General features: G+C 74.5%; 21 protein-coding genes. 15 read left to right on the top strand and 6 right to left on the bottom strand.

Going from position 1 to position 18,648, the window contains the following annotated elements:
* On the bottom strand, positions 1 to 209 hold a 209-nt coding region (locus AC2CHG_RS13320; RefSeq protein ID WP_484524837.1), incomplete at its 3' end, for a hypothetical protein.
* Positions 210 to 326: 117 nt separating this feature from the next.
* Between AC2CHG_RS13320 and AC2CHG_RS13315 the strand changes: the two genes are divergently transcribed.
* Positions 327 to 1,247: a proline dehydrogenase family protein gene (locus tag AC2CHG_RS13315; RefSeq protein ID WP_030502864.1), complete on the top strand. Its 921-nt coding sequence runs from the start codon at positions 327 to 329 to the stop codon at positions 1,245 to 1,247.
* A gap of 1 nt (position 1,248) precedes the next feature.
* Here the strand turns inward: AC2CHG_RS13315 and AC2CHG_RS13310 are convergent, their stop codons facing one another.
* Positions 1,249 to 1,653 (bottom strand): VOC family protein, encoded by a 405-nt coding sequence (locus AC2CHG_RS13310; protein ID WP_484524836.1) that lies wholly within the window; start codon positions 1,651 to 1,653, stop codon positions 1,249 to 1,251.
* Positions 1,654 to 1,729: 76 nt separating this feature from the next.
* On the opposite strand from AC2CHG_RS13310, the gene AC2CHG_RS13305 reads away from it, so the two are divergent.
* From AC2CHG_RS13305 to AC2CHG_RS13255, 11 genes are all read left to right on the top strand, one after another.
* The gene (locus AC2CHG_RS13305) at positions 1,730 to 2,524 is read left to right on the top strand and encodes an alpha/beta fold hydrolase (protein WP_357211253.1); all 795 of its coding nucleotides are present in this window, start codon (positions 1,730 to 1,732) and stop codon (positions 2,522 to 2,524) included.
* On the top strand, positions 2,517 to 3,086 hold the full coding sequence (locus AC2CHG_RS13300) for a TetR/AcrR family transcriptional regulator (RefSeq protein ID WP_262013183.1): 570 nt from the start codon (positions 2,517 to 2,519) through the stop codon (positions 3,084 to 3,086). The genes AC2CHG_RS13305 and AC2CHG_RS13300 overlap by 8 nt, the downstream gene beginning before the upstream one ends.
* Entirely contained in the window at positions 3,083 to 3,418 is a 336-nt protein-coding gene (locus tag AC2CHG_RS13295; protein ID WP_357211247.1) for a YrdB family protein, read from the top strand. Before AC2CHG_RS13300 ends, AC2CHG_RS13295 begins: the two co-directional genes overlap by 4 nt.
* A 116-nt stretch (positions 3,419 to 3,534) precedes the next feature.
* Entirely contained in the window at positions 3,535 to 5,181 is a 1,647-nt protein-coding gene (locus tag AC2CHG_RS13290; RefSeq protein ID WP_484524835.1) for a hypothetical protein, read from the top strand.
* A 28-nt stretch (positions 5,182 to 5,209) separates the two neighbouring features.
* The gene (locus AC2CHG_RS13285; protein WP_402814587.1) at positions 5,210 to 6,607 is read left to right on the top strand and encodes an efflux RND transporter periplasmic adaptor subunit; all 1,398 of its coding nucleotides are present in this window, start codon (positions 5,210 to 5,212) and stop codon (positions 6,605 to 6,607) included.
* Positions 6,604 to 7,458, top strand: coding sequence for an ABC transporter ATP-binding protein (locus AC2CHG_RS13280; RefSeq protein WP_402814584.1), 855 nt, complete (start codon positions 6,604 to 6,606; stop codon positions 7,456 to 7,458). Before AC2CHG_RS13285 ends, AC2CHG_RS13280 begins: the two co-directional genes overlap by 4 nt.
* Positions 7,455 to 8,639 carry an ABC transporter permease gene (locus tag AC2CHG_RS13275; RefSeq protein WP_269697712.1) on the top strand — a complete coding sequence of 395 codons (1,185 nt, stop codon included), beginning with the start codon at positions 7,455 to 7,457 and terminating at the stop codon, positions 8,637 to 8,639. Before AC2CHG_RS13280 ends, AC2CHG_RS13275 begins: the two co-directional genes overlap by 4 nt.
* 202 nt (positions 8,640 to 8,841) lie before the next feature.
* On the top strand, positions 8,842 to 9,051 hold the full coding sequence (locus AC2CHG_RS13270) for a helix-turn-helix domain-containing protein (RefSeq protein WP_013288759.1): 210 nt from the start codon (positions 8,842 to 8,844) through the stop codon (positions 9,049 to 9,051).
* Positions 9,052 to 9,272: 221 nt separating this feature from the next.
* A complete protein-coding gene (locus AC2CHG_RS13265; protein WP_007465623.1) occupies positions 9,273 to 9,374 on the top strand; it encodes a 30S ribosomal protein bS22 in 102 nt (33 codons plus the stop codon).
* 119 nt (positions 9,375 to 9,493) lie between these two features.
* The gene (locus AC2CHG_RS13260) at positions 9,494 to 10,567 is read left to right on the top strand and encodes an NAD-dependent epimerase/dehydratase family protein (protein ID WP_366625822.1); all 1,074 of its coding nucleotides are present in this window, start codon (positions 9,494 to 9,496) and stop codon (positions 10,565 to 10,567) included.
* 326 nt (positions 10,568 to 10,893) lie between these two features.
* Positions 10,894 to 11,751: a lysophospholipid acyltransferase family protein gene (locus tag AC2CHG_RS13255; protein WP_366625842.1), complete on the top strand. Its 858-nt coding sequence runs from the start codon at positions 10,894 to 10,896 to the stop codon at positions 11,749 to 11,751.
* 6 nt (positions 11,752 to 11,757) lie between these two features.
* Here the strand turns inward: AC2CHG_RS13255 and AC2CHG_RS13250 are convergent, their stop codons facing one another.
* From AC2CHG_RS13250 to AC2CHG_RS13240, 3 genes are all read right to left on the bottom strand, one after another.
* On the bottom strand, positions 11,758 to 12,636 hold the full coding sequence (locus tag AC2CHG_RS13250) for an HAD family hydrolase (RefSeq protein ID WP_366625820.1): 879 nt from the start codon (positions 12,634 to 12,636) through the stop codon (positions 11,758 to 11,760).
* Positions 12,637 to 12,747: 111 nt separating this feature from the next.
* Positions 12,748 to 13,605 carry a DUF5667 domain-containing protein gene (locus AC2CHG_RS13245; protein ID WP_262013175.1) on the bottom strand — a complete coding sequence of 286 codons (858 nt, stop codon included), beginning with the start codon at positions 13,603 to 13,605 and terminating at the stop codon, positions 12,748 to 12,750.
* Between the two features lie 283 nt (positions 13,606 to 13,888).
* Positions 13,889 to 14,860, bottom strand: coding sequence for an ECF subfamily RNA polymerase sigma factor, BldN family (locus tag AC2CHG_RS13240; RefSeq protein ID WP_355506004.1), 972 nt, complete (start codon positions 14,858 to 14,860; stop codon positions 13,889 to 13,891).
* A 495-nt stretch (positions 14,861 to 15,355) separates the two neighbouring features.
* Here AC2CHG_RS13240 and AC2CHG_RS13235 point away from each other — a divergent pair, with 495 nt between their 5' ends.
* Genes AC2CHG_RS13235 through AC2CHG_RS13225 form a run of 3 tightly spaced genes read left to right on the top strand, consistent with a single transcriptional unit; the run spans position 15,356 to position 17,942 of the window.
* The gene (locus AC2CHG_RS13235) at positions 15,356 to 17,032 is read left to right on the top strand and encodes an AMP-binding protein (RefSeq protein WP_484524834.1); all 1,677 of its coding nucleotides are present in this window, start codon (positions 15,356 to 15,358) and stop codon (positions 17,030 to 17,032) included.
* Positions 17,022 to 17,276 carry a glutaredoxin family protein gene (locus AC2CHG_RS13230; RefSeq protein ID WP_013288752.1) on the top strand — a complete coding sequence of 85 codons (255 nt, stop codon included), beginning with the start codon at positions 17,022 to 17,024 and terminating at the stop codon, positions 17,274 to 17,276. Before AC2CHG_RS13235 ends, AC2CHG_RS13230 begins: the two co-directional genes overlap by 11 nt.
* Positions 17,277 to 17,300: 24 nt before the next feature.
* Positions 17,301 to 17,942: an HAD family hydrolase gene (locus AC2CHG_RS13225; protein WP_484524838.1), complete on the top strand. Its 642-nt coding sequence runs from the start codon at positions 17,301 to 17,303 to the stop codon at positions 17,940 to 17,942.
* Positions 17,943 to 17,951: 9 nt separating this feature from the next.
* Here AC2CHG_RS13225 and AC2CHG_RS13220 read toward each other — a convergent pair whose 3' ends face one another.
* Positions 17,952 to 18,608: a LuxR C-terminal-related transcriptional regulator gene (locus tag AC2CHG_RS13220; RefSeq protein WP_262013171.1), complete on the bottom strand. Its 657-nt coding sequence runs from the start codon at positions 18,606 to 18,608 to the stop codon at positions 17,952 to 17,954.
* Between the last annotated feature and the right edge of the window lie 40 nt (positions 18,609 to 18,648).

Raw genomic sequence — 18,648 nt, 5'->3', positions numbered from 1 at the left:
GGTTCGCCGCGCGCGGCGGTGGCCGGCGCGGGCACGAGCAGGGCGACCGCGACGGTGTCGCCGCCTCCGCCGGCCGGCCCGAGCGCGCAGTCGTCATCGTCGTCGTCGTAACCGTTGTTGCAGCCGGAGAGCGCGAGGGCCAGCGCGGTCAGCGCGCCGAGCTGCACGGAGGCCGAGCGGAGCCGGCGCCGGGGGTGTCGTCGATCCACGTGAACGTTGTAGCCGATCCCCGCCAGCCGGGGGTGCCCGGCCCGGCCGCAGGAAGGGAGGGGACGGGCCTCGGACGCACCCGGCGGGGGCCCGGTGGTGAGCGTTACGCTCGGCTCATGCTCCGTTCCGTCATCCTCGCCGCCTCCCGGTCTTCCCAGGTGGAGCGGCTCGTCGCGACGGCCCCGTTCACCCGGGACGTCGTCCGCCGGTTCGTCGCCGGCGCCGCCACCGACGACGCGCTGCGCGCCACCCGCGAGCTGGTCGCCGACGGCCAAGCGGTCACCCTCGACTACCTGGGCGAGGACACCACCACCCCGGAGCAGGCGAACGCCACCCGGGACGAATACCTCACGCTGCTGAGCCGCCTCGCCGCCGCCGGGCTCACCCCGGCCGCCGAGGTCAGCGTGAAGCTGTCCGCGCTGGGCCAGATGTTCGACGAGCAGCTCGCGTACGACAACGCGCGGGCGATCTGCGCGGCGGCCGACGCGGCGGGCACCACCGTCACGCTGGACATGGAGGACCACACCACCACCGACTCGACGCTGGACATCCTGGCGAAGCTCCGCAAGGACCACCCGTCGACCGGTGCGGTGCTCCAGGCGTACCTGCGGCGGACCGAGTCGGACTGCCGGGAGCTGGCCTCTGCCGGGTCGCGGGTGCGGCTGTGCAAGGGCGCGTACAAGGAGCCGGAGTCGGTGGCGTACCAGTCCGCCCGCGAGGTGGACAAGTCGTACGTGCGCTGCATGAACGTGCTGATGTCCGGCGACGGCTACCCGATGCTCGCCACGCACGACCCGCGGCTGATCGCGATCGGCGAGGACCGGGCGCGCTGGTTCGACCGCGACCCGGGCCGGTTCGAGTTCCAGATGCTCTACGGCATCCGTCCGGAGGAGCAGCAGCGCCTGGTCGGTGAGGGCTACACGGTGCGGACGTACGTCCCCTACGGCGACCAGTGGTACGGCTACCTGATGCGCCGGCTCGCGGAGCGCCCGGCCAACCTGGCGTTCTTCGGCCGCGCGGTGCTGTCGAAGAAGTGAGTCAGTCGTTCGACCAGGCCCGGGTGCACAGCACGAGGCGGTAGCCGTCCGGGTCGGCGAACGTGACACCCCACCTGTCCCAGTACGGGCCGGCGGAGACCCTGGTCCCGCCGGCCCGTTCCACTCTCGGGACCACCTCGTCGTCGGCGGGGCCGTCGAGGTAGAGCACGAACAGGTCCTCCCCGGTGGGACGCGGCTCGTCCGTGAGCGTCGAGCCGCCGACCAGCTCCAGATGCCAGCCGGCCCCGGGCAGGCCGAGCATCACCAGGTCGTGCTCGTCCGCGTGGCCGCCCTCGCTCCGGTAGAGCACGTCCAGGCCGAGCCCCTGCGTCCAGAACCATTCGGCGGCGGCCAGGTCGCGGCTCGGGCGGGCGAGGCGTACGTGGGTGTCGGCGGTGATCGGCATGCAGGCGATCGTGCGACCTCACCTCGGGTTGAGGTCAAGCTTGACGAGCCTGGCTAATAGCCTTAGCTTTAAGGCTATGACAGTTAGCCAGGTGGCGCGGGACGGCGGCACTATCGCGTACGAGGTGCACGGGTCGGGACCGCTCGTGGTCCTCGCGCACGGCATGGGGGAGAACCGGGCCGCCTTCCGGCACCTGACGCCCCGGCTGGTCGCGGCCGGCTACCGGGTCGCCGCTGTCGACGTCCGCGGGCACGGCGACTCCAGCCCGCACTGGCCCACGTACGCCCCCGAGCACGTCGGCGGCGACCTGCTCGCCGTGGTGCGGGCGCTCGGCGGCGAGCCCGCCACCCTGGTCGGCAGCTCGTCCAGCGCCGCCGCGATCGTCTTCGCCGCCGCCGAGGCACCCGACCTGGTCAGCGGCATCGTGCAGGTCAGCCCGTTCGTCGGCACGCCGAAGCCGAACCCGCTGATGCGTGTGGCGCAGGCGGCAGTGCTGCGCAGCCCCCGGCTGTTCGGGCTGTTCCACCGCACGCTGTTCCCCTGCGGGCGGCCGGCGGACGACGCCGCGTACCGCAAGGAGCTCGTCGCCAAGCTGCGCGGCCGGATGGCCGCGGTGCGCGGCGTGATCGCGCCGGCCGACCCGCACTGGACCGCCCGGGCGCCCGAGGTGCGCCGGCCGGTGCTGGTGCTGATGGGTACGAAGGACCCGGACTTCCCCGACCCGGGCGCCGAGGCGCGGGCCGCACGCCGGCTGTTCGCCGTGGCCGAGGCCCGGATGGTCGCCGACTCCGGGCACTACCCGCACGCCGACCAGCCCGAGGCCACCGCCGCCGACCTGGTCGAGTTCCTGGCGGTGACCGCGCGTGCCTAGGGCCGGCCTGACCCCGGCGACTGTCGTGCGGGAGGCCGCCGCGCTCGCCGACGAGGTCGGCTACGAGAAGCTGACCCTGGCCGCGCTCGCCGCCCGGCTCGGTGTCGCGCTGCCGAGCCTCTACAAGCACGTCCGGGGCGCGGACGCGCTGCACCAGAAGCTCGCGGTGCTCGCCACCGCCGAGATCGCCGACGTGCTCACGGCCGCTGCCGCGGGTCGCTCCGGCGGTGACGCGTTGCGCGCCGTCGCCGCCGCCTACCGGGAGTACGCACGGCAGTACCCCGGCCGCTACCCGGCCGCCCAGCGGGCACCCGACCCGGCCGACCCCGACCACCTGGCCGCCGGGCAGCGCGCGGTCGGCGCGGTCCGCGCCATCCTGCTCGGGTACGGCCTCGACGGCGACGCCGCCACCGACGCCATCCGGATGTTCCGGGCCGCCGTGCACGGCTTCGTCGCCCTGGAGGCGGCGGGCGGATTCGGGCTGCCCCGCGACACCGACCGTTCCTTCGGCGAGATGATCGCCGGCCTGGACCGCGCCTACCTCTCCTGGGAGAACAGATGAAGGCCCTGTTGCTCGGCGTGATCTTCCTGCTGGAACTGGCCCTGCTGGGCTCGGCCGGGTACTGGGGCTTCACGCTCGGCGCCGGCTGGCCGGTTCGCCTGCTCGCCGGGCTCGGCGCGCCGCTGGTGATCGCCGTGGTGTGGGGACTGTTCTGCTCACCGCGTGCCACGGTGACGCTGCCCGACCCGGCCAAGCTCGCCGTCCAGGCCGCCTGCTTCCTGACCGGCGGCGTGCTGCTGACCCTGGCCGGCCACGCGGCCCCCGGAGTGGCCCTGGTTGCCCTGTGGGCGGCCGACAAGGCGGCGTTGACGCTGACCGGCACCCCGATCTGAGAGATCTTGGAAGGATTCGGCCCTTCCGGGGGCACTTTCCTACCAAGATCTCGGGGCGCGGCGGAACAGTGACGGGACTCTTTCCCGGAACGCCCGATTGGTCGTACCCTTCGCCGGTGACCGACGGCGACGAGCAGCCTCCCGGCCGGACGACGGACGGCGACGAGCCTCGCCCCGTCGATGCCGCCGCCGCGAGCGCCGACAAGGCGAGCGCCGCCGAAACGAGCACCGACGCCGACCGCGCCGCCGACACGAGCGCCGCCGAAACCAGCGCCGACGCCGACCGCGCCGCCGACACGAGCGCCGCCGCCGTCAGCGCTGACGACACACCCGCCGACGACGCCGCCCACACCGCCGAGGCCGACGCCGACAGCGCCGCCGCCCCCGCCGAGGTGGACGCCGCCGTCGGCGTGCCCGCCCCGGCACCGGACGCGGCGTCGCCGGCGCACCCCGCCGCTGGTGCCGCGCCGTACCCCGTACCGCCGGCGCAGCCGGACCCGGCGCGGACGCGGACGGTGCGGCAACGGCGGCGGTGGCTGCTCTGGACGGTGCTCGGACTCGCGCTCGGCCTGGTGGCGGGCGCGGTGCCCGGCGTACTCCTGCGGGAGTCGGCGCCCGACGCGGCCGGGCGGCCGGCTGCGAAGGACGAGCCGGGCACGGCGGCGCAGCGGCGGCTCGGCGAGCGGATGCTCGCGCTGCTGGACCGGCAGGCCGTCGCGCTGGTCGGCGCGGACCGGGCCGGCTTCCTCGCGGTCGCCGAGCCGGCGGCCCGGCCGGCGCTGAGCCGCCGGTACGCGGCGCTGCGGGCGCTGCGGGTCACCGTGTGGCGGCCGGCGGCCGACGGGGTGCCGCAGGCCGTCGAGGGGCGGCCGGGGGAGTGGCGGCAGACGGTGACCGTGGGCTACTGCTTCGTGGTGCCGGACTGCGCGCCGAGCACCGTGGAGCTGGGCGCGCGCTGGCGGCTGGCGGGGGAGGAACCCCGGCTGACCGCGCTGGAACCGTCCGAGGCGGACCCGGCCGGGGTACGGCCGTGGCAGGCGAACGACCTGGCCGTGACGGTCGGCAAGCGCGTGGTGGTGGCCACCACGGCGGCCCAGCGGCGCAAGCTGCCCGGCCTGCTCGCCCAGGCGGAGACCGCGGCCCAGGCCGCGGACCGGTACGCGATCGGCGGCCGGCCGCCGGACCGGTACGTCGTCTACTACGCCGGGAAGGGCGAGTGGCAGCGCTGGTACGGCGGCGGGCGGCCGAAGTGGACGGCCGGTTACGCGGTGGGTGTCGGCGGTGGACGTCACGACGTGGTGCTCAATGCCCAGATCGTCACCCCGGCCGGCCTGGACGACCTGCTCCGGCACGAGCTGACCCACGCCGCCTCGCTGCCAGACCGGGGCTACGCCGACCGCGCGGACTGGTGGCTGGTGGAGGGGCTGGCCGAGTACGCCGGTGCCGACGGCCAGCCCGTGCACCGCTACGACGGCCTGACCGAGGTGCGGGACCTGCTGCGCGGCGGGTGGTCCGGGCGACTGGACGAGGTGGCGCCGGCCGACGACGCGAGCGACGACCGGGTCGGCGGCGCGTACGGCGTCGGCTACCTGGCCGTACGCCATCTCGTCGACAGGTACGGCGAGCAGCGGATGCTGGACTTCTACCGGGCCGTGGTGCACCAGGGACGGACCCCGGGGCAGGCCGCCGACGAGGTGTTCGGCGACACGTGGTCGATGCTGCACGACGACTGCGTGGCCTACGTGCGGGCCGTCGTCGGCTGAACGTCGACACCTGTCGACGGGTCGTAGCATGGGCCGGGTGGCCCGCACTCCCTCGCCGCGGCTGCCCGCGGCCCGCCGCCCCCGTCTCGTCACCGCGGTGCTCGCCGTCGTCGCGCTGACCGGCACGACCGCCGCGTCCTGCGGCGACGACGCCCCGGCGGTGACAGTCGCCGAGGTGGGCCGCGCGCCGGTGAGCGAGGTGATCGACGCCCCGGCCACAGTCACCGCGCGGGCCGCGGCCACCCTCACTGCACCCGCTGACGGCACGCTCGCCCGCCTGCGGGTGCAGCCGGGCCAGCGGGTGGCCCGGGGGCAGGTACTCGCGGTGATCGACTCGCCGTCGGCCCGGGACCGCCTGGCGAAGGCGCGGGACGCGTTGCGCGCGGCTAACCGGGCCGGGCGGGGCACCGGCACCGGCGACCTGGGCGGGAGCCGGCGTGGCACCGACCGGGCCGCCGACGAGGCGTTCGCCGCCGCCCGCGCCGCCGCCGGCAAGGTGGGCGACCCGCAGGTACGCGCCGCGCTGCTGCTCCAGGTCCAGTCGGCGCAGCGGCAGTACGAGTCGGCCGCCCGCGCCGCCGACCGGGCCGTGGCGCAGGTGCAGCGCGGCGTCGCTGGCCTGAACAGCGCTGTCGGCGCGCTGTCGGCCGCGCAACGACTCCAGGCCCAGCAGGCGTACGACCTGGCGAAGGCGACAGTGGACGCGTTGACGTTGCGCGCGCCGATCGCCGGTGTGGTGCAGCCGGGCGGCACCCGGTCGGCGGCACCGGCCGACCTGGCCGGGCTGCTGGGTGCGGCGGGTGGCGCCGGGGTGCCCGGTCTCGACCCGTCGGCGCTGGGCGGTGGCGGGCAGGGCAGCCCGCCACCGGGGGTGGACGACGCGATCCCGGCCGGTGGCCGGGTCACCGCCGGCACGCCGGTGCTCACCGTGGTGGACATCGGCCGGCTCGGCCTGCTCGCCGAGGTGGACGAGACCGACGTGCTGCTGGTCCGGGCCGGGGTGCCCGCCTCGGTCGAGCTGGACGCGGTGACCGGCGCGACGTACGACGCCACGGTGCGGTCGGTCGACGTACTGCCGACCAGCTCGGCGCGGGGTGGCGTCACCTACCGGGTCCGCCTCGACCTGGGCGCCGGACGCCTCGGTGAGGCCGAGGCCGCCCCGGCGCCCCGCCCCGGCATGAACGCTGTCGTGCGGCTGCGGGTGCGGGAGGCAGCCGACGCGGTGGCGGTGCCGGCGTCGGCGGTGTTCTCCACCGACGGGCGGGACGCGGTCTGGGTGCTGCGCGACGGCCGGGCCGACCGGGTGCCGGTGACCGTCGGCGTGCAGGGGCAGGACCTGGTGCAGATCGTCGACGGCGTACGGGCCGGTGACCGGGTGGTGGTGCGCGGCGCCGACCAGGTGCGCGACGGCCAGGAACTGCGGTGACCGTACCGGCGGTCGAGGCGGTCGACGTCTGGCGCACGTACGAGCTGGACGGGGTCTCGGTGTCCGCGCTGCGCGGGGTGTCGCTCACCATCGACCAGGGCGAGTACGTGGCGGTCATCGGCCCGTCCGGCTCGGGCAAGTCGACGCTCATGCACCTGCTCGGCGGCCTGGACCGGCCCAGCGGCGGCCGGCTGGTGATCGGCGGGCGGGACGTGACCACGCTCACCGCGCCGGAGCTGGCGACGCTGCGCAACGAGACGATCGGCTTCGTGTTCCAGGCGTTCCACCTGCTGGCCCGTACGTCGGCAGTGGACAACGTGGCGTTGCCGCTGGTCTACCGGGGTGTCTCGGCGCGGCAGCGGCGGGAGCGGGCGGCGGCGATGCTGGGCCGGGTCGGGCTCGGCCACCGGCTGCACCACCGGCCCAACCAGCTCTCCGGCGGCGAGCAGCAGCGGGTGGCGATCGCCCGGGCGCTTGTGACCGAACCGGCGGTGCTGCTCGCCGACGAGCCGACCGGCAACCTGGACAGCGCCACCGGCGAGGCGGTACTGGAACTGCTGGAACAGCTGAACGCCGAGTCCGGGGTGGCGCTGGTGATGGTGACCCACGACCAGGAGGTGGCCGCCCGGGCACACCGGCGCATCGCGGTACGGGACGGGCTGATCCGGTCCGACAGCCTTCATGATCGACCGCCGTCGGACGGCTCCGGCGTACCTGCGACACTGGACCCCGCTCCCAGCGCGGAGCCCCGGTCCGCGTCCGGAAGCGGCCCGGGGCACCCGCCCGGTGGCCCCGGTGGCGCCACCGGGGCCACCGGGCGCCTTCCGCGCGGCGGGGGTGACGCCGGATGAGGCTGGCCGAGGCGTGGCGGGTGGCGTCGGACGCGTTGCGGGCCAACCGGATGCGCAGCCTGCTGACCATGCTCGGGGTGATCATCGGGGTGGCCTCGGTGGTGATCCTGGTAGCGATCGGCACCGGCACGAAACAACAGGTCGAGCAGCAGGTCGAAGGGCTCGGCTCGAACCTGCTGCTGGTGGTGCCGGGCCGGATCGAGGTGGGCACCGCGCCGGTGGTCTCGCCGCTGGACCTCAGCGACGCGGACGCCGTCTCCCGGGTGGTCGGCGACCCCGGCCGGGTCGCCGTCACGGTGGCCTCCGGCGCGACCGCCCGGGCCGGTAACCGGTCCGACTTCACCACCGTGCAGGGCGTCCTGGAGACCACCCCGTCGGTGTTCACCAGATCGCTGTCGCGGGGCCGCTACCTCACCGGGGCGGACGTGGACACCAGCCGCCGGGTGGCGGTGCTCGGCGACTCGGTGGCCCGGGCGCTCTTCCCCGACCGTGACCCGCTCGGCCAGCAGGTGACGCTGGCCGGGGTGCGGTTCCGGGTGATCGGCGTCTTCGCCCCGCTCGGGCAGAGCCTCGGCGTGGACCGGGACGACGAGGTGCACGTACCGGTGACGGCGGCGCAACGGCTCTGGGGCACCCAGCGCATCGACGGCATCGCGGTGAAGGCGCCGGACCGGGAGCGGATCGACGAACTCGGTGACCGGATCGTCGCGGAACTGTCCCGCCGGCACCCGGACACCGAGTTCAGCGCCGTCACCCAGCGGCAGATCCTCGGCGTGCTCGGCGACATCCTCGGCGTGCTGACCGGCGTACTGGCCGCCATCGCGGGCATCTCGCTGCTCGTCGGCGGCGTCGGTGTCTCCAACATCATGCTGGTCTCGGTACGCGAGCGGACCCGCGAGATCGGCCTGCGCAAGGCGGTCGGCGCCCGCCCTCGCGACATCGGCGTGCAGTTCCTGCTGGAGGCGGTGCTGCTGACCTCGGTGGGCGGCCTGACCGGGATGGCGCTGGGCGTGGGCACCGCGCTGCTCGTGGACGCGTTCTCGCCGATCCCGGCGGCGATCACCTGGTGGTCGCTGGCGCTGGCGTTCGGCGTCTCCGCGGCGGTCGGCATCGTCTTCGGCGTGGTGCCGGCGCAGCGGGCCGGACGGCTCGACCCGGTGGTGGCGCTGCGCGCCGAGTAGCCGGATCGGACGAGACACCCGTCCGGGCGAAAAAGCCCTGGTGGACATCGGGTGAACGGCTGTCCCGCCATGATCAAAGGGTGGAAGGGATCGCGCAGGTCACAGCCGTCCCGCTACCGTACTGGTTACACGCGCGTCGCTCGTCGAGGCGGGAACACCTGCCCGGTGACACGCGCCGGGCACGGGAATGGGTCGGTGAGCCATGGCCGGGTCGCAGTCCGACGCACGGCTGTCGGATGTCAGGTTCCTGACCGTCGCCGAGGTGGCGACGGTCATGCGGGTCTCCAAGATGACCGTCTACCGCCTCGTGCACAGCGGTGAGCTGACCGCGGTACGGGTCGGCCGGTCGTTCCGGGTGCCCGAGCACGCCGTGCACGAATACCTCCGGGGCGCCTTCCAGGAGTCCGCCTGAGCCCTCGGCGCACCGGTCCGCAGAGTGCGACGAAAAGGGGCATCGACGGGGGCGCGTTGGTCCTGCTGACGCACTCCGGTTAGGCTGGGCCACGACCGTGACCGCTCTCTGGTGTGCCCTGCCCACCACGCTGGTCGGGTCCGTTGTCCGCAAGCGGTCACGGCGCCACCCGTGGTGGTGCCGTCCGGTCCGCCCCGCACGTTGCATCGAAAGGCTTTCGTATGGGCTCGGTGGTCAAGAAGCGCCGCAAGCGCATGGCTAAGAAGAAGCACCGCAAGCTGCTGCGCAAGACCCGCGTCCAGCGTCGCCGTCTCGGCAAGTGACCGGGGCCGGGCAGTAGCCCGGCACCGGCACCACTTGCCAACTGTCGACCCTCGGAGGCTCAGGTGATCAGGCCGCGGACGTCCCGGCTCGATCCCGCCTGCCGCGTCAGGCGCACGACATGACCCCCGGTGACACCTCCGGTGCCCCGGGGGTCGTCGTCGTCACCGGGGTCGGGCGCTGGCTCGGCGCCCACGTGGCCGCCCGGCTCGCCGCCGACGAGCGGATCGAACGCGTCATCGGGGTCGACCCGGCACCACCCAACCCCGAGCTGACCGATCTGCTCTCCGACGTCGAACGCATCCGCCTGGACCTCGACTCGCTCGGCGGCCTCCTGCACGACCTCGACGTCGACACAGTGGTGCACCTGGCGCTCGTCACCGCCCCCGACCCGCAGCAGGGCGGCCGGGCGGGGATGAAGGAACAGAACGTCATCGGCACCATGCAGCTGCTCGCCGCCGCGCAACGCGCGCCCCGGCTGCGCAAGCTCGTGGTCCGCTCGTCCACCGCCGCGTACGGGGTGTCGTTCCGCGATCCGGCCGTCTTCACCGAGGAGACCGAGCCGCGCGAGGTGCCGCGCGGCGGTTTCGGCCGCGACATCCTCGACATCGAGGGGTACGTCCGCGGGTTCCGCCGCCGCCGGCCCGACGTCACCGCGACGGTGCTGCGCTTCGCGCCGTTCATCGGGTACGCCGCCGACACCACGCTCACCCGCTACTTCTCCCAGCCGGTGGTGCCCACCGTCTTCGGCCGCGACCCGCGCCTGCAGTTCGTGCACTTCGACGACGCGCTGGAGGTGCTGCACCGGTCCGTCGCCGAGGACCACCCGGGCACGTACAACGTCGCCGGGCCGGGGGTGCTGTCGCTGTCGCAGGCGATCCGCCGGGCCGGCCGGGTGGCGGTGCCGGTGCTGGAACCGGGCCTGGCCGGGGTCGCCGCGATCGCCCGCAGTCTGGGCTTCGGCCGCTACGGGTTGGATCAGGTGGACCTCTTCGTGCACGGTCGGGTGGTGGACACCAGCCGACTGGAGCGGGAGTACGGCTTCACGCCCCGCTCGACCGCCGCCGCGTTCGAGGACTTCATCCGCGCCCACCACGGCGGCGTCGTGGTCACCCGCGATCAGCTCGCCGCCGCCGAGCAGTTGGTGCTGGAGAGCATCCGGCAGGTCCGCTCGACCGTACGGGAGCGTTCGTGAGCAGCCCCGACGAGCGGCGTGACGGGCGCTTCGACGTACCGCTGGGTGTGCCGGATCCGGGCGCGGAGCCGGCGCGGCGCAACGGGCACCGCCGGGTGACCGCGCCGTCCGCCCGCCCGGCGGCGCCGCCGGACGAGCCGGACACCTCCGCCGACGAGCCGGACATCTCCGCCGGCGCGGGCGTTCCGGGCCCGGCCACGCCGCACCAGCCGGCGAAGAAGACGGTCGCCAAGAAGACCGTCGCCAAGAAAGCCGTGGCGAAGAAGGCAGTGGCTGAGCCGCCGGCCGGGAGCAAGCCGGCCGGTGAGACGCCGACCGGGCCGGCGGTGGCCGACCGGCCGGGGGACCACTGGGATCGCAAGGTGGCCCAGGGGCTGGCTTTCCTGCGGCGGCGGCTCGCCGGTGACTACGAGGTCGACGAGTTCGGCTTCGACCCCGACCTGACCGACGCGGTGGTCCACCCGCTGGTCCGGCTGCTCTACCGGGACTGGTTCCGCACCGAGGTCAGCGGTATCGAGCACATACCGGACGAGGGCGCCGGCCTCGTCGTGGGCAACCACTCCGGCACCGTGGCGCTCGACGCGCTGATCCTCTCCACCGCGCTGCACGACCGGCACCCGGCGCATCGCTACCTACGGCTGCTCGGCGCCGACCTGGTCTTCCGGATGCCCGTCGTCTCCGAGATCGCCCGCAAGACCGGCGGCACCGTCGCGTGCAACCCGGACGCGGAGCGGCTGCTCGGCAACGGCGAACTGGTGGGCGTCTTCCCGGAGGGCTTCAAGGGCGTCGGCAAGCTCTACGCCGACCGCTACAAGCTCCAGCGCTTCGGACGGGGCGGGTTCGTCTCCGCCGCGCTGCGCACCGGTACGCCGATCGTGCCGGTCGCGATAGTCGGCGGCGAGGAGATCTATCCGATGCTCGCCGACATCAAGCCCCTCGCGCGGCTGCTCAAACTGCCGTACTTCCCGGTCACGCCGACGTTCCCCTGGCTGGGTCCGCTGGGCATGGTGCCGCTGCCGAGCAAGTGGCTGATCGAGTTCTGCCCGCCCATCCCGACCGCGCACCTGCGTGACGCGGCGGACGACCCGCTCGTGGTGTTCAACCTCGCCGACCAGGTGCGGGAGACGATCCAGCAGACGCTGCACAAGCTGCTCGAACGCCGGCCGGACCCGTTCGGCCCCTGAGCCCGTTCAGGCGTCGCGGTGGCGGCGCCGGTGCAGCGCCAGGCCGGCCGTGACCGCGCCGGCGAGCAGCCCGGCCGCCGCGGTGGAGGGCACGGCGATGCGTACGGCCCGCCGCCCGGTGCGGAAGTCGCGCACGTCCCAGCCCCGCTCGCGGGCCTGCCGCAGCAGCGCCGGATCGGGGTTGACGGCCACCGCGCGGCCGACCGCGCAGAGCATCGGCAGGTCGTTCGCCGAGTCGCTGTAGGCGGCGCACCGGGCCAGGTCCAGCCCCTCCACGGCGGCGAGCTGGGTGACCGCCTCGGCCTTCGCCGGCCCGTGCATCAGGTCACCGACCAGCCGTCCGGTGTACGCGCCGTCGACCACCTCGGCCACCGTGCCGATCGCGCCGGTCAGGCCGAGCCGGGTCGCGATCACCCGGCCGATCTCGACCGGGGCGGCGCTGACCAGCCAGACCCGCTCGCCCGCGTCGAGGTGGCGCTGGGCGAGGCGACGGGTGCCGGCCCAGATGCGCGGCGCCATCAGCTCGTCGAAGATCTCGTCGGCGAGGCGTTCCATGTCGTCGACCCGCCAGCCCTGGACGAAGGCCAGCGCGGCTTCCTTGGCCTGCGACATGTCGCCCGCGTGCTCGGTGGCGAGCAGCCGGAACCGTGCCTGCTGCCAGGCGAACCGGGCCAGGTCGCCGGTGGTGAAGTACTTCCGGGCGGCCAGCCCGCGGGCGAACCAGTAGATCGACGCGCCCTGCATCATCGTGTTGTCCACGTCGAAGAACGCGGCCGCGGTGGGGTCGGGCGTGACTGTGGTCGCCGGCGCCGAGGGGGTCTCCGACCAGCCCGCGGTGTGCCCGTGCGCGTCGGTGCTGACGGTCACCTTCCGGCTCCCGGCCACGGCGACCTCCCTGCCTCGACGACGCGTACGTGCTCCGAGTCGAGCGTATCCGGCACGGCGTGACGGCCGGGTGTCCGCCGGGAGAAGTGTGGCGCGGTAGGCGTCGACCGTTCAGCGGTCGGCCGGGCAGGTCGACGGAGCGGGCCCGAGCATGTCGCTGGCCTGCGGCGCGGGCAGCCCGCAGGCGATCGCCTCGCGGAGCGCGTCGGCGCGCTTGCCGGCCGCGTCGAGCAGGGACAGCGAGCGCCGGGTGCGCTCCCGGTCGGCGTGGTCGGGCCGGTCGAGCAGGCCGCTGACCACCCGGCGCTGGCCGGCGAGGAAGGTGTCCACCGCGTCCAGCGCCGCCGGGTCGGAGCGCTGCGCGGCGACAGTGGTCAGCAGGCGTACGCCCTGGCGGGTGTCCGCATCCATGTCGTCCAGGACGGCGCTGAAGCCGAGCCGGTCGTCGCGGACCGAGGCGGCCTCGTCGAGCCGGGTACGGGCGAAGTCGAGGAAGAGCTGCCCGCGGCTGATGTCCGAGCTGGCGAGCGCGAGCTGGGCGCGCTCGGTGGAGCGCTTCATGCCGTACAGGGCGTCACCGGGCAGCGCGTTCTCGCTGGCGGCGGAGATGCCGGAGAGGGCGACCGCCCCGGCGGCCACGCCGACCAGGATCGCGCCCCGGGCCCGCGCCCGGCGGCCGGTGATGGCGGGCAGCAGCGCGCCGCGTACGCCGGAGGTGCCGGTCTTGTCCGGAGCGCCGACGCCCTCGCGCTCGGCGGTGGCCACGAGCATCGCCCGCAGGCCGGTACGGAACTCGGCGTCCACCTCGACGTCGGGCCGCTCGGCGGTGATCCGGCGGCTCACCTCGACGAGCGCGGTGAGTTCACCGTCCGCCTTGGACCGGACGTGGTGCCGGCGTCCGCCGTTGGCCTCGTCGAGGAGTTGCGCGAAGCGCTCGGCTCGCCGACGGGAGAAGAGGTCGCTGTCCACCGCGGCACCCCCTCTCGCTGGTCACGGCCGGGCGGCCGTCGTCGTCACCAGCGACCGGTGGCAGCGTGTGGCCCGAAGCCGACCGGAACGGCCGACCTGACCCGCCGGACCGGGTGGCCCGGGGGACGCCGGGACAACCACTGGTCGCACCCGGAGAAACGGACCGCGCCGGTCGCCGGTTACGGCTGGGGCGGCGGCGAAATCACCGGGAGTGAGGGGCGGGGTGGGGTACGTCGGGCATGCGACACCGCCCGGCGAGCATGCGCCGGCCGGGTCGGACCGGTCAGGAGTGGAAGCCGTCGGGCAGCAGCCGGGCCAGCGCCCGGACCGCCCGGTATTGCAGAGCCTTGATGGCGCCCTCGTTCTTGCCCATGGCGCGGGCCGTCTCGGCCACCGAGAAGCCCTGGAGGAACCGCAGCACGATGCACTCCTGCTGCTCCGGGTTGAGCTGCTTGACGGCGGTGAGCAGGGCGACGTTCGTGATGTGCTCCACCACCGCGGCCTCGGGGCTGCCCTCGGGCCCGCGGTCCTCCCGGTCGGCGTCGAGGACGTCACCGGTGGTGACCTCCAGCCGGTAGCGCCCGGACTTGAAGTGGTCGGCGACCAGGTTGCGGGCGATGGTGACCAGCCAGGCGCCGAGGTCGCGTCCCTGCCAGGTGAAGCTGCCGATCCGCTTGAGCGCCCGCAGGAACGTGTCTGAGGTGAGGTCCTCGGCGAGCTGGCGGTTGCCGACCCGGAAGTAGACGAACCGGAAGACCGTGTCGACGTACCTGTCGTAGATCAGCCCGAACGCCTCGGACTCGCCCGCCTGCGCGCGTTCGACCAGCGTCCACACCTCGGTGGCCGGGTCGGACGGGTCGGGGCGGCTGGGGAAGCCGGTGGCGGGCGCGGCGGCCGGTACGGCGGGCAGGACGGCGGTGTCACCGGCGGTCACCGCCGGCAGGATCGCGGTCTCGGCGGCGGACGGCTCGGTCCCGGTCGCCGCGTCGCCGCGTCGCGCCTGGGCCGGCATGGTCGGGCGGGCCGGGCTGCCCAGGCGGCCGGTGGCGGGCTTCGCGTTGCCGCCCGGGGTCGCGGGGCGGGGTGGTGCCTCGTTCGTGTGGTGCGCGCGGCTGCGGACGCGCCGCCCGTCACCGCGTACCGCGAGCGGGCCGTCGGCGCTCCGCGGGCCGGGGTCCGCGCGCTCGTTGAGCGGGTTGCGCTGGGCTGGGCCGGTGACGCCGGCCGGTCGTTCGGCGTAACCGAAGGTGGTCACCGCGCCTCCCCAGGCTTGGCGGACAGTGACCGCGCCGGAGGACCGGGTAACACCCGGTCGGGCGCGGCCGGGTCGGGACGTGCCGACGGGCGGCAGATCCCCTTGAGGTGCTGGTCCAATGCGCTCACGGGCACGGGGGCCTCCTCGGGCTGAGGGGTGTCGACTCACGGCAAATGGGGTGAGCCGACCCGAGTGATGATAGGGCCAACGTCACCCACGCGTGGCAAGTCCGTTACACAGAGCGGAAGTATTTCCCGCCAGGTCGCACACATGGCGGACCGGTTGTCCGTCGCGTGTGGTTGACTTTCGCGCCGGAACCTGGTCCGCAGTGGAAAGTCCTGGTCGGAGCCGATTTTCTTTTCGCTCGGCGTGTCGCGGCAGCGGTGCGGCCGGGTCACTTCCGGCTGTCCGCCCGGGTGCCGGTGGAGATCCTCATCCCGTGGCTAGGAATCCCACCGTACGGCAATTGCAGTCCCGTGCGACGGACCCGGCGCCGTGTCCGGGCATGGCCTGTCGGACACCGCTGTGCCAGACTCAGCCACCGTGCAGGACGCCGCCGAAAGCTCCGCGCCGAACCTCGCCGACCGGCTCCGCCGCGCCGCCGCGCAGCGGGGCGACCGGGCCGCGCTGCACTGGCGCGACCGGACGCTGACCTGGTCCGAGCTGGACGACGCGGTCACCGCCACCGCCCGCGCGCTGCTCGCCGACACGCCGCCGGCCGACCGAACCGGCCACCCGCACCGGGTGGCGATCGCGTTCGGCAACACACCGGACTTCGTGGTCACCTACCTCGCCGCGCTCCGGGCCGGCCTGGTGGCCGTACCTGTCAACCCGACGCTGACCGCCCGCGAACTGCGGCACGTCCTCGCCGACTCCGGCGCCGCCGTGCTGGTCGGCGCGCCCGAGGTGACCGGCCGTGTGGACGCCGCCGAACTGCCCGCGCTGCGTGCCGTGCACACCACGCCGCCGGTGGCCGGCGACGACACCCCGGCCCGGTTCCCGGCCCGCTCCGGCGACGACCTCGCCGTCCTGCTCTACACCTCCGGCACCGAGGGCCGGCCCAAGGGCGCGATGCTGCCGCACCGGGCGCTCGCCGCCAACCACGACCAGGTAGACCGCATCGAACCCCCAGTGGTCGGCCCCGGCGACGTCGTGCTGCTCGCCCTTCCGCTGTTCCACGCGTACGGGCTGAACTCCGCGCTCGGCGCCGTCGTGCGGCACGGCGCGACCGGGGTGCTCGTCGACGAGCCCGGCCCGGCCGGCGCGCTGGACGACATCGCCCGGCACCGGGTCACGGTGCTCGTCGGCGTACCGTCGATGTTCCTGACCTGGGCCGAGGCGGAGCGTGACCCGGCCGCGGCGCTCGCCTCCGTGCGCGTCGCGGTGTGCGGCGCGGCGCCGCTGCCGCTCGCGGCCGGCGCGCGCTTCACCGAGCTGACCGGGCATCCGGTGCACGTCGGCTACGGGCTCACCGAGACCGCGCCGGTGCTCACCTCGACGCTCGTCGGCGGCGAGCCGAAACCGGGATCGATCGGCCGCCCGCTGCCCGGCGTCGGGCTGCGCCTCGTCGGGTCCGACGGCACCGAGCTGTGGCGCGACGGGGTGCCCGCCGACGCCCCGGACGAGGACGAGATGGACCTCTCCGACGAGGCGACGGGCACCGACCCCGGGCAGATCGTGGTACGCGGCCCGAACCTGTTCGCCGGTTACTGGCCGGACGGGCGGGGTGGGCCGGACCCGGACGGCTGGTGGGCGACAGGTGACGTGGCGTACGCCGACGGCGACGGAGACCTGTTCCTGGTTGACCGGCTCGGCGAGCTGATCCTGGTAAACGGCTTCAACGTCTACCCGCACGAGGTGGAGCTGGTGCTCCGCGCGCACCCCGGCGTGGCCGAGTCGGCGGTCCTCGGTGTGCCGCACCCGCGGACCGGCGAGACTGTGCGGGCGTACGTGGTCCGGGCGGCCGGCCCGCCGGTGACGGCGGACGACCTGCTAGCCCACTGCGCGCGTAACCTGGCCCGGTTCAAGTGCCCGACCGCCGTCGAGTTCGTCGACAGCCTGCCGTACTCGGCGATCGGGAAGGTACGCAAGACCGAGCTGCGCCCGGCGCCCGCGGTGCCGTCGCCGGCGACGCCGACCGAGATCCGCACGGAGGTATCAGATGTCCAGTGACCCGAGGCTCATCCTGATCACCCGGCCCGGCTGCCACCTGTGCGACGACGCGAAGGCCGCGCTCGACCGGGTGGTGGCGGTCACCGGCGACCGCTGGGTCGAGCGGGACGTCACCGGCGACCTGGAGATGGAGCGCGACTACGGCGACCGGCTGCCGGTGGTGCTGCTCGACGGCAAGGAACACGGCTACTGGCGGGTCGAGGAGGACCGGCTGCTGCGCGACCTGACCACGCCGCAGCTCTAGCCTTAGAGTGCTCGGGTGACGGGTATGCAACGCCACCTCGTGTGGGACTGGAACGGAACGCTCCTCGACGACCTCGACCTGGTGGTCCAGGCCACGAACGTCGCCTTCGCCAGCGCCGGCGGGCCGGCGGTCACCGCGGCCGAGCACCGGGTGCGGTTCCGGCGGCCGATCGCCGACTACTACGCCGAGATGCTCGGCCGGGCCGTGGACGCCGAGGCGTTCGGGACGCTCGACCGGGTGTTCCACGACGCGTACCGGGCCGGGCTGACCACCTGCGCCCTGGCCGCCGACGCCACGACGGCCATCGAGTCCTGGGAGGGCAGCCAGTCGCTGCTGTCCATGTGGTTCCACGACGAGCTGGTGCCGACCGTGCACACGTACGGGCTGACCCCGCACTTCCGCCGGGTGGACGGGCTGCGCGCCACTGTCGGCGGCGGGCACAAGGCCGAGTGGCTGGAGAAGCACCTGGCCGAGCTGGGGCTGGGCGGGCACGAGGTGGTGCTGATCGGCGACTCGCTCGACGACGCCGACGCGGCCGCCTCGGTCGGCGCCCGCTGCGTCCTCTACACCGGGGGCCTGTCCGACCCGGACCGGCTGCGCGGCAGCGGCCACCCGGCCGCCGACACGCTCAGCGAGGCGGTGACGCTGGCCCGCACGCTCGCCTGACCGGCCCGGTCAGGCGCGCAGGTGGGCCAGCACGGCCAGGACGCGGCGGTGGTGGGTGGTCGCATCAGGGGGCAGGTCCAGCTTGGTGAAGATGTTGCGGACGTGCTTCTCCACCGCGCCGTCGCTCACCACGAGCGCCCGGGCGATGGCGGTGTTCGAGCGGCCCTCGGCCATCAGCGCCAGCACCTCGCGCTCCCGCGGGGTCAGCGACGCCAGCGGGTCGTCGCGCCGCCGCCGGACCAGCAACTGGCTGATCACCTCCGGGTCGAGCACGGTGCCGCCGGCCGCCACCCGGGCCAGGCCGTCCAGGAACTCGTCGATCGCCGCGACCCGGTCCTTGAGCAGGTAGCCGATGCCGCCGCCGGCGCCGCCTGCGGTGTCCAGCAGGTCGTCGGCGTACGACACCTCGACGTACTGGGACAGCACCAGGATCGGCGTACCCGGCACCCGGCGGCGGGCCTCCACCGAGGCGCGCAGTCCCTCGTCGGTGTGTGACGGCGGCATCCGCACGTCCACCACCGAGACGTCGGGCCGGTGCGCCACCACCGCCTCGACCAGCGCGTCACCGTCACCGACGGCCGCCACCACCTCGTGCCCGAACTCGGTCAGCAGCCGGACCAGCCCCTCCCGGAGCAGTACGGCGTCGTCCGCGATCACCACCCGCATGGGTCCGGTGTCTATCACGCCCGGACCCGGCGCCGGGCCG

The organism is Micromonospora sp. ATLC20 (assembly GCF_057196585.1).
The sequence above is the reverse complement of the archived record's forward strand: the minus strand, read 5'-3'. Positions and strand labels throughout refer to the sequence as shown.

Bases quoted from the DNA above. Each gene is read 5' to 3' on its own strand.
- AC2CHG_RS13315 (WP_030502864.1), top strand. From the start codon at position 327: ATGCTCCGTTCCGTCATCCTCGCCGCCTCCCGGTCTTCCCAGGTGGAG.
- AC2CHG_RS13310 (WP_484524836.1), bottom strand. From the start codon at position 1,653: ATGCCGATCACCGCCGACACCCACGTACGCCTCGCCCGCCCGAGCCGC.
- AC2CHG_RS13305 (WP_357211253.1), top strand. From the start codon at position 1,730: ATGACAGTTAGCCAGGTGGCGCGGGACGGCGGCACTATCGCGTACGAG.
- AC2CHG_RS13295 (WP_357211247.1), top strand. From the start codon at position 3,083: ATGAAGGCCCTGTTGCTCGGCGTGATCTTCCTGCTGGAACTGGCCCTG.
- AC2CHG_RS13285 (WP_402814587.1), top strand. From the start codon at position 5,210: ATGGGCCGGGTGGCCCGCACTCCCTCGCCGCGGCTGCCCGCGGCCCGC.
- AC2CHG_RS13275 (WP_269697712.1), top strand. From the start codon at position 7,455: ATGAGGCTGGCCGAGGCGTGGCGGGTGGCGTCGGACGCGTTGCGGGCC.
- AC2CHG_RS13270 (WP_013288759.1), top strand. From the start codon at position 8,842: ATGGCCGGGTCGCAGTCCGACGCACGGCTGTCGGATGTCAGGTTCCTG.
- AC2CHG_RS13265 (WP_007465623.1), top strand. From the start codon at position 9,273: ATGGGCTCGGTGGTCAAGAAGCGCCGCAAGCGCATGGCTAAGAAGAAG.
- AC2CHG_RS13260 (WP_366625822.1), top strand. From the start codon at position 9,494: ATGACCCCCGGTGACACCTCCGGTGCCCCGGGGGTCGTCGTCGTCACC.
- AC2CHG_RS13230 (WP_013288752.1), top strand. From the start codon at position 17,022: ATGTCCAGTGACCCGAGGCTCATCCTGATCACCCGGCCCGGCTGCCAC.
- AC2CHG_RS13225 (WP_484524838.1), top strand. From the start codon at position 17,301: ATGCAACGCCACCTCGTGTGGGACTGGAACGGAACGCTCCTCGACGAC.
- AC2CHG_RS13220 (WP_262013171.1), bottom strand. From the start codon at position 18,608: ATGCGGGTGGTGATCGCGGACGACGCCGTACTGCTCCGGGAGGGGCTG.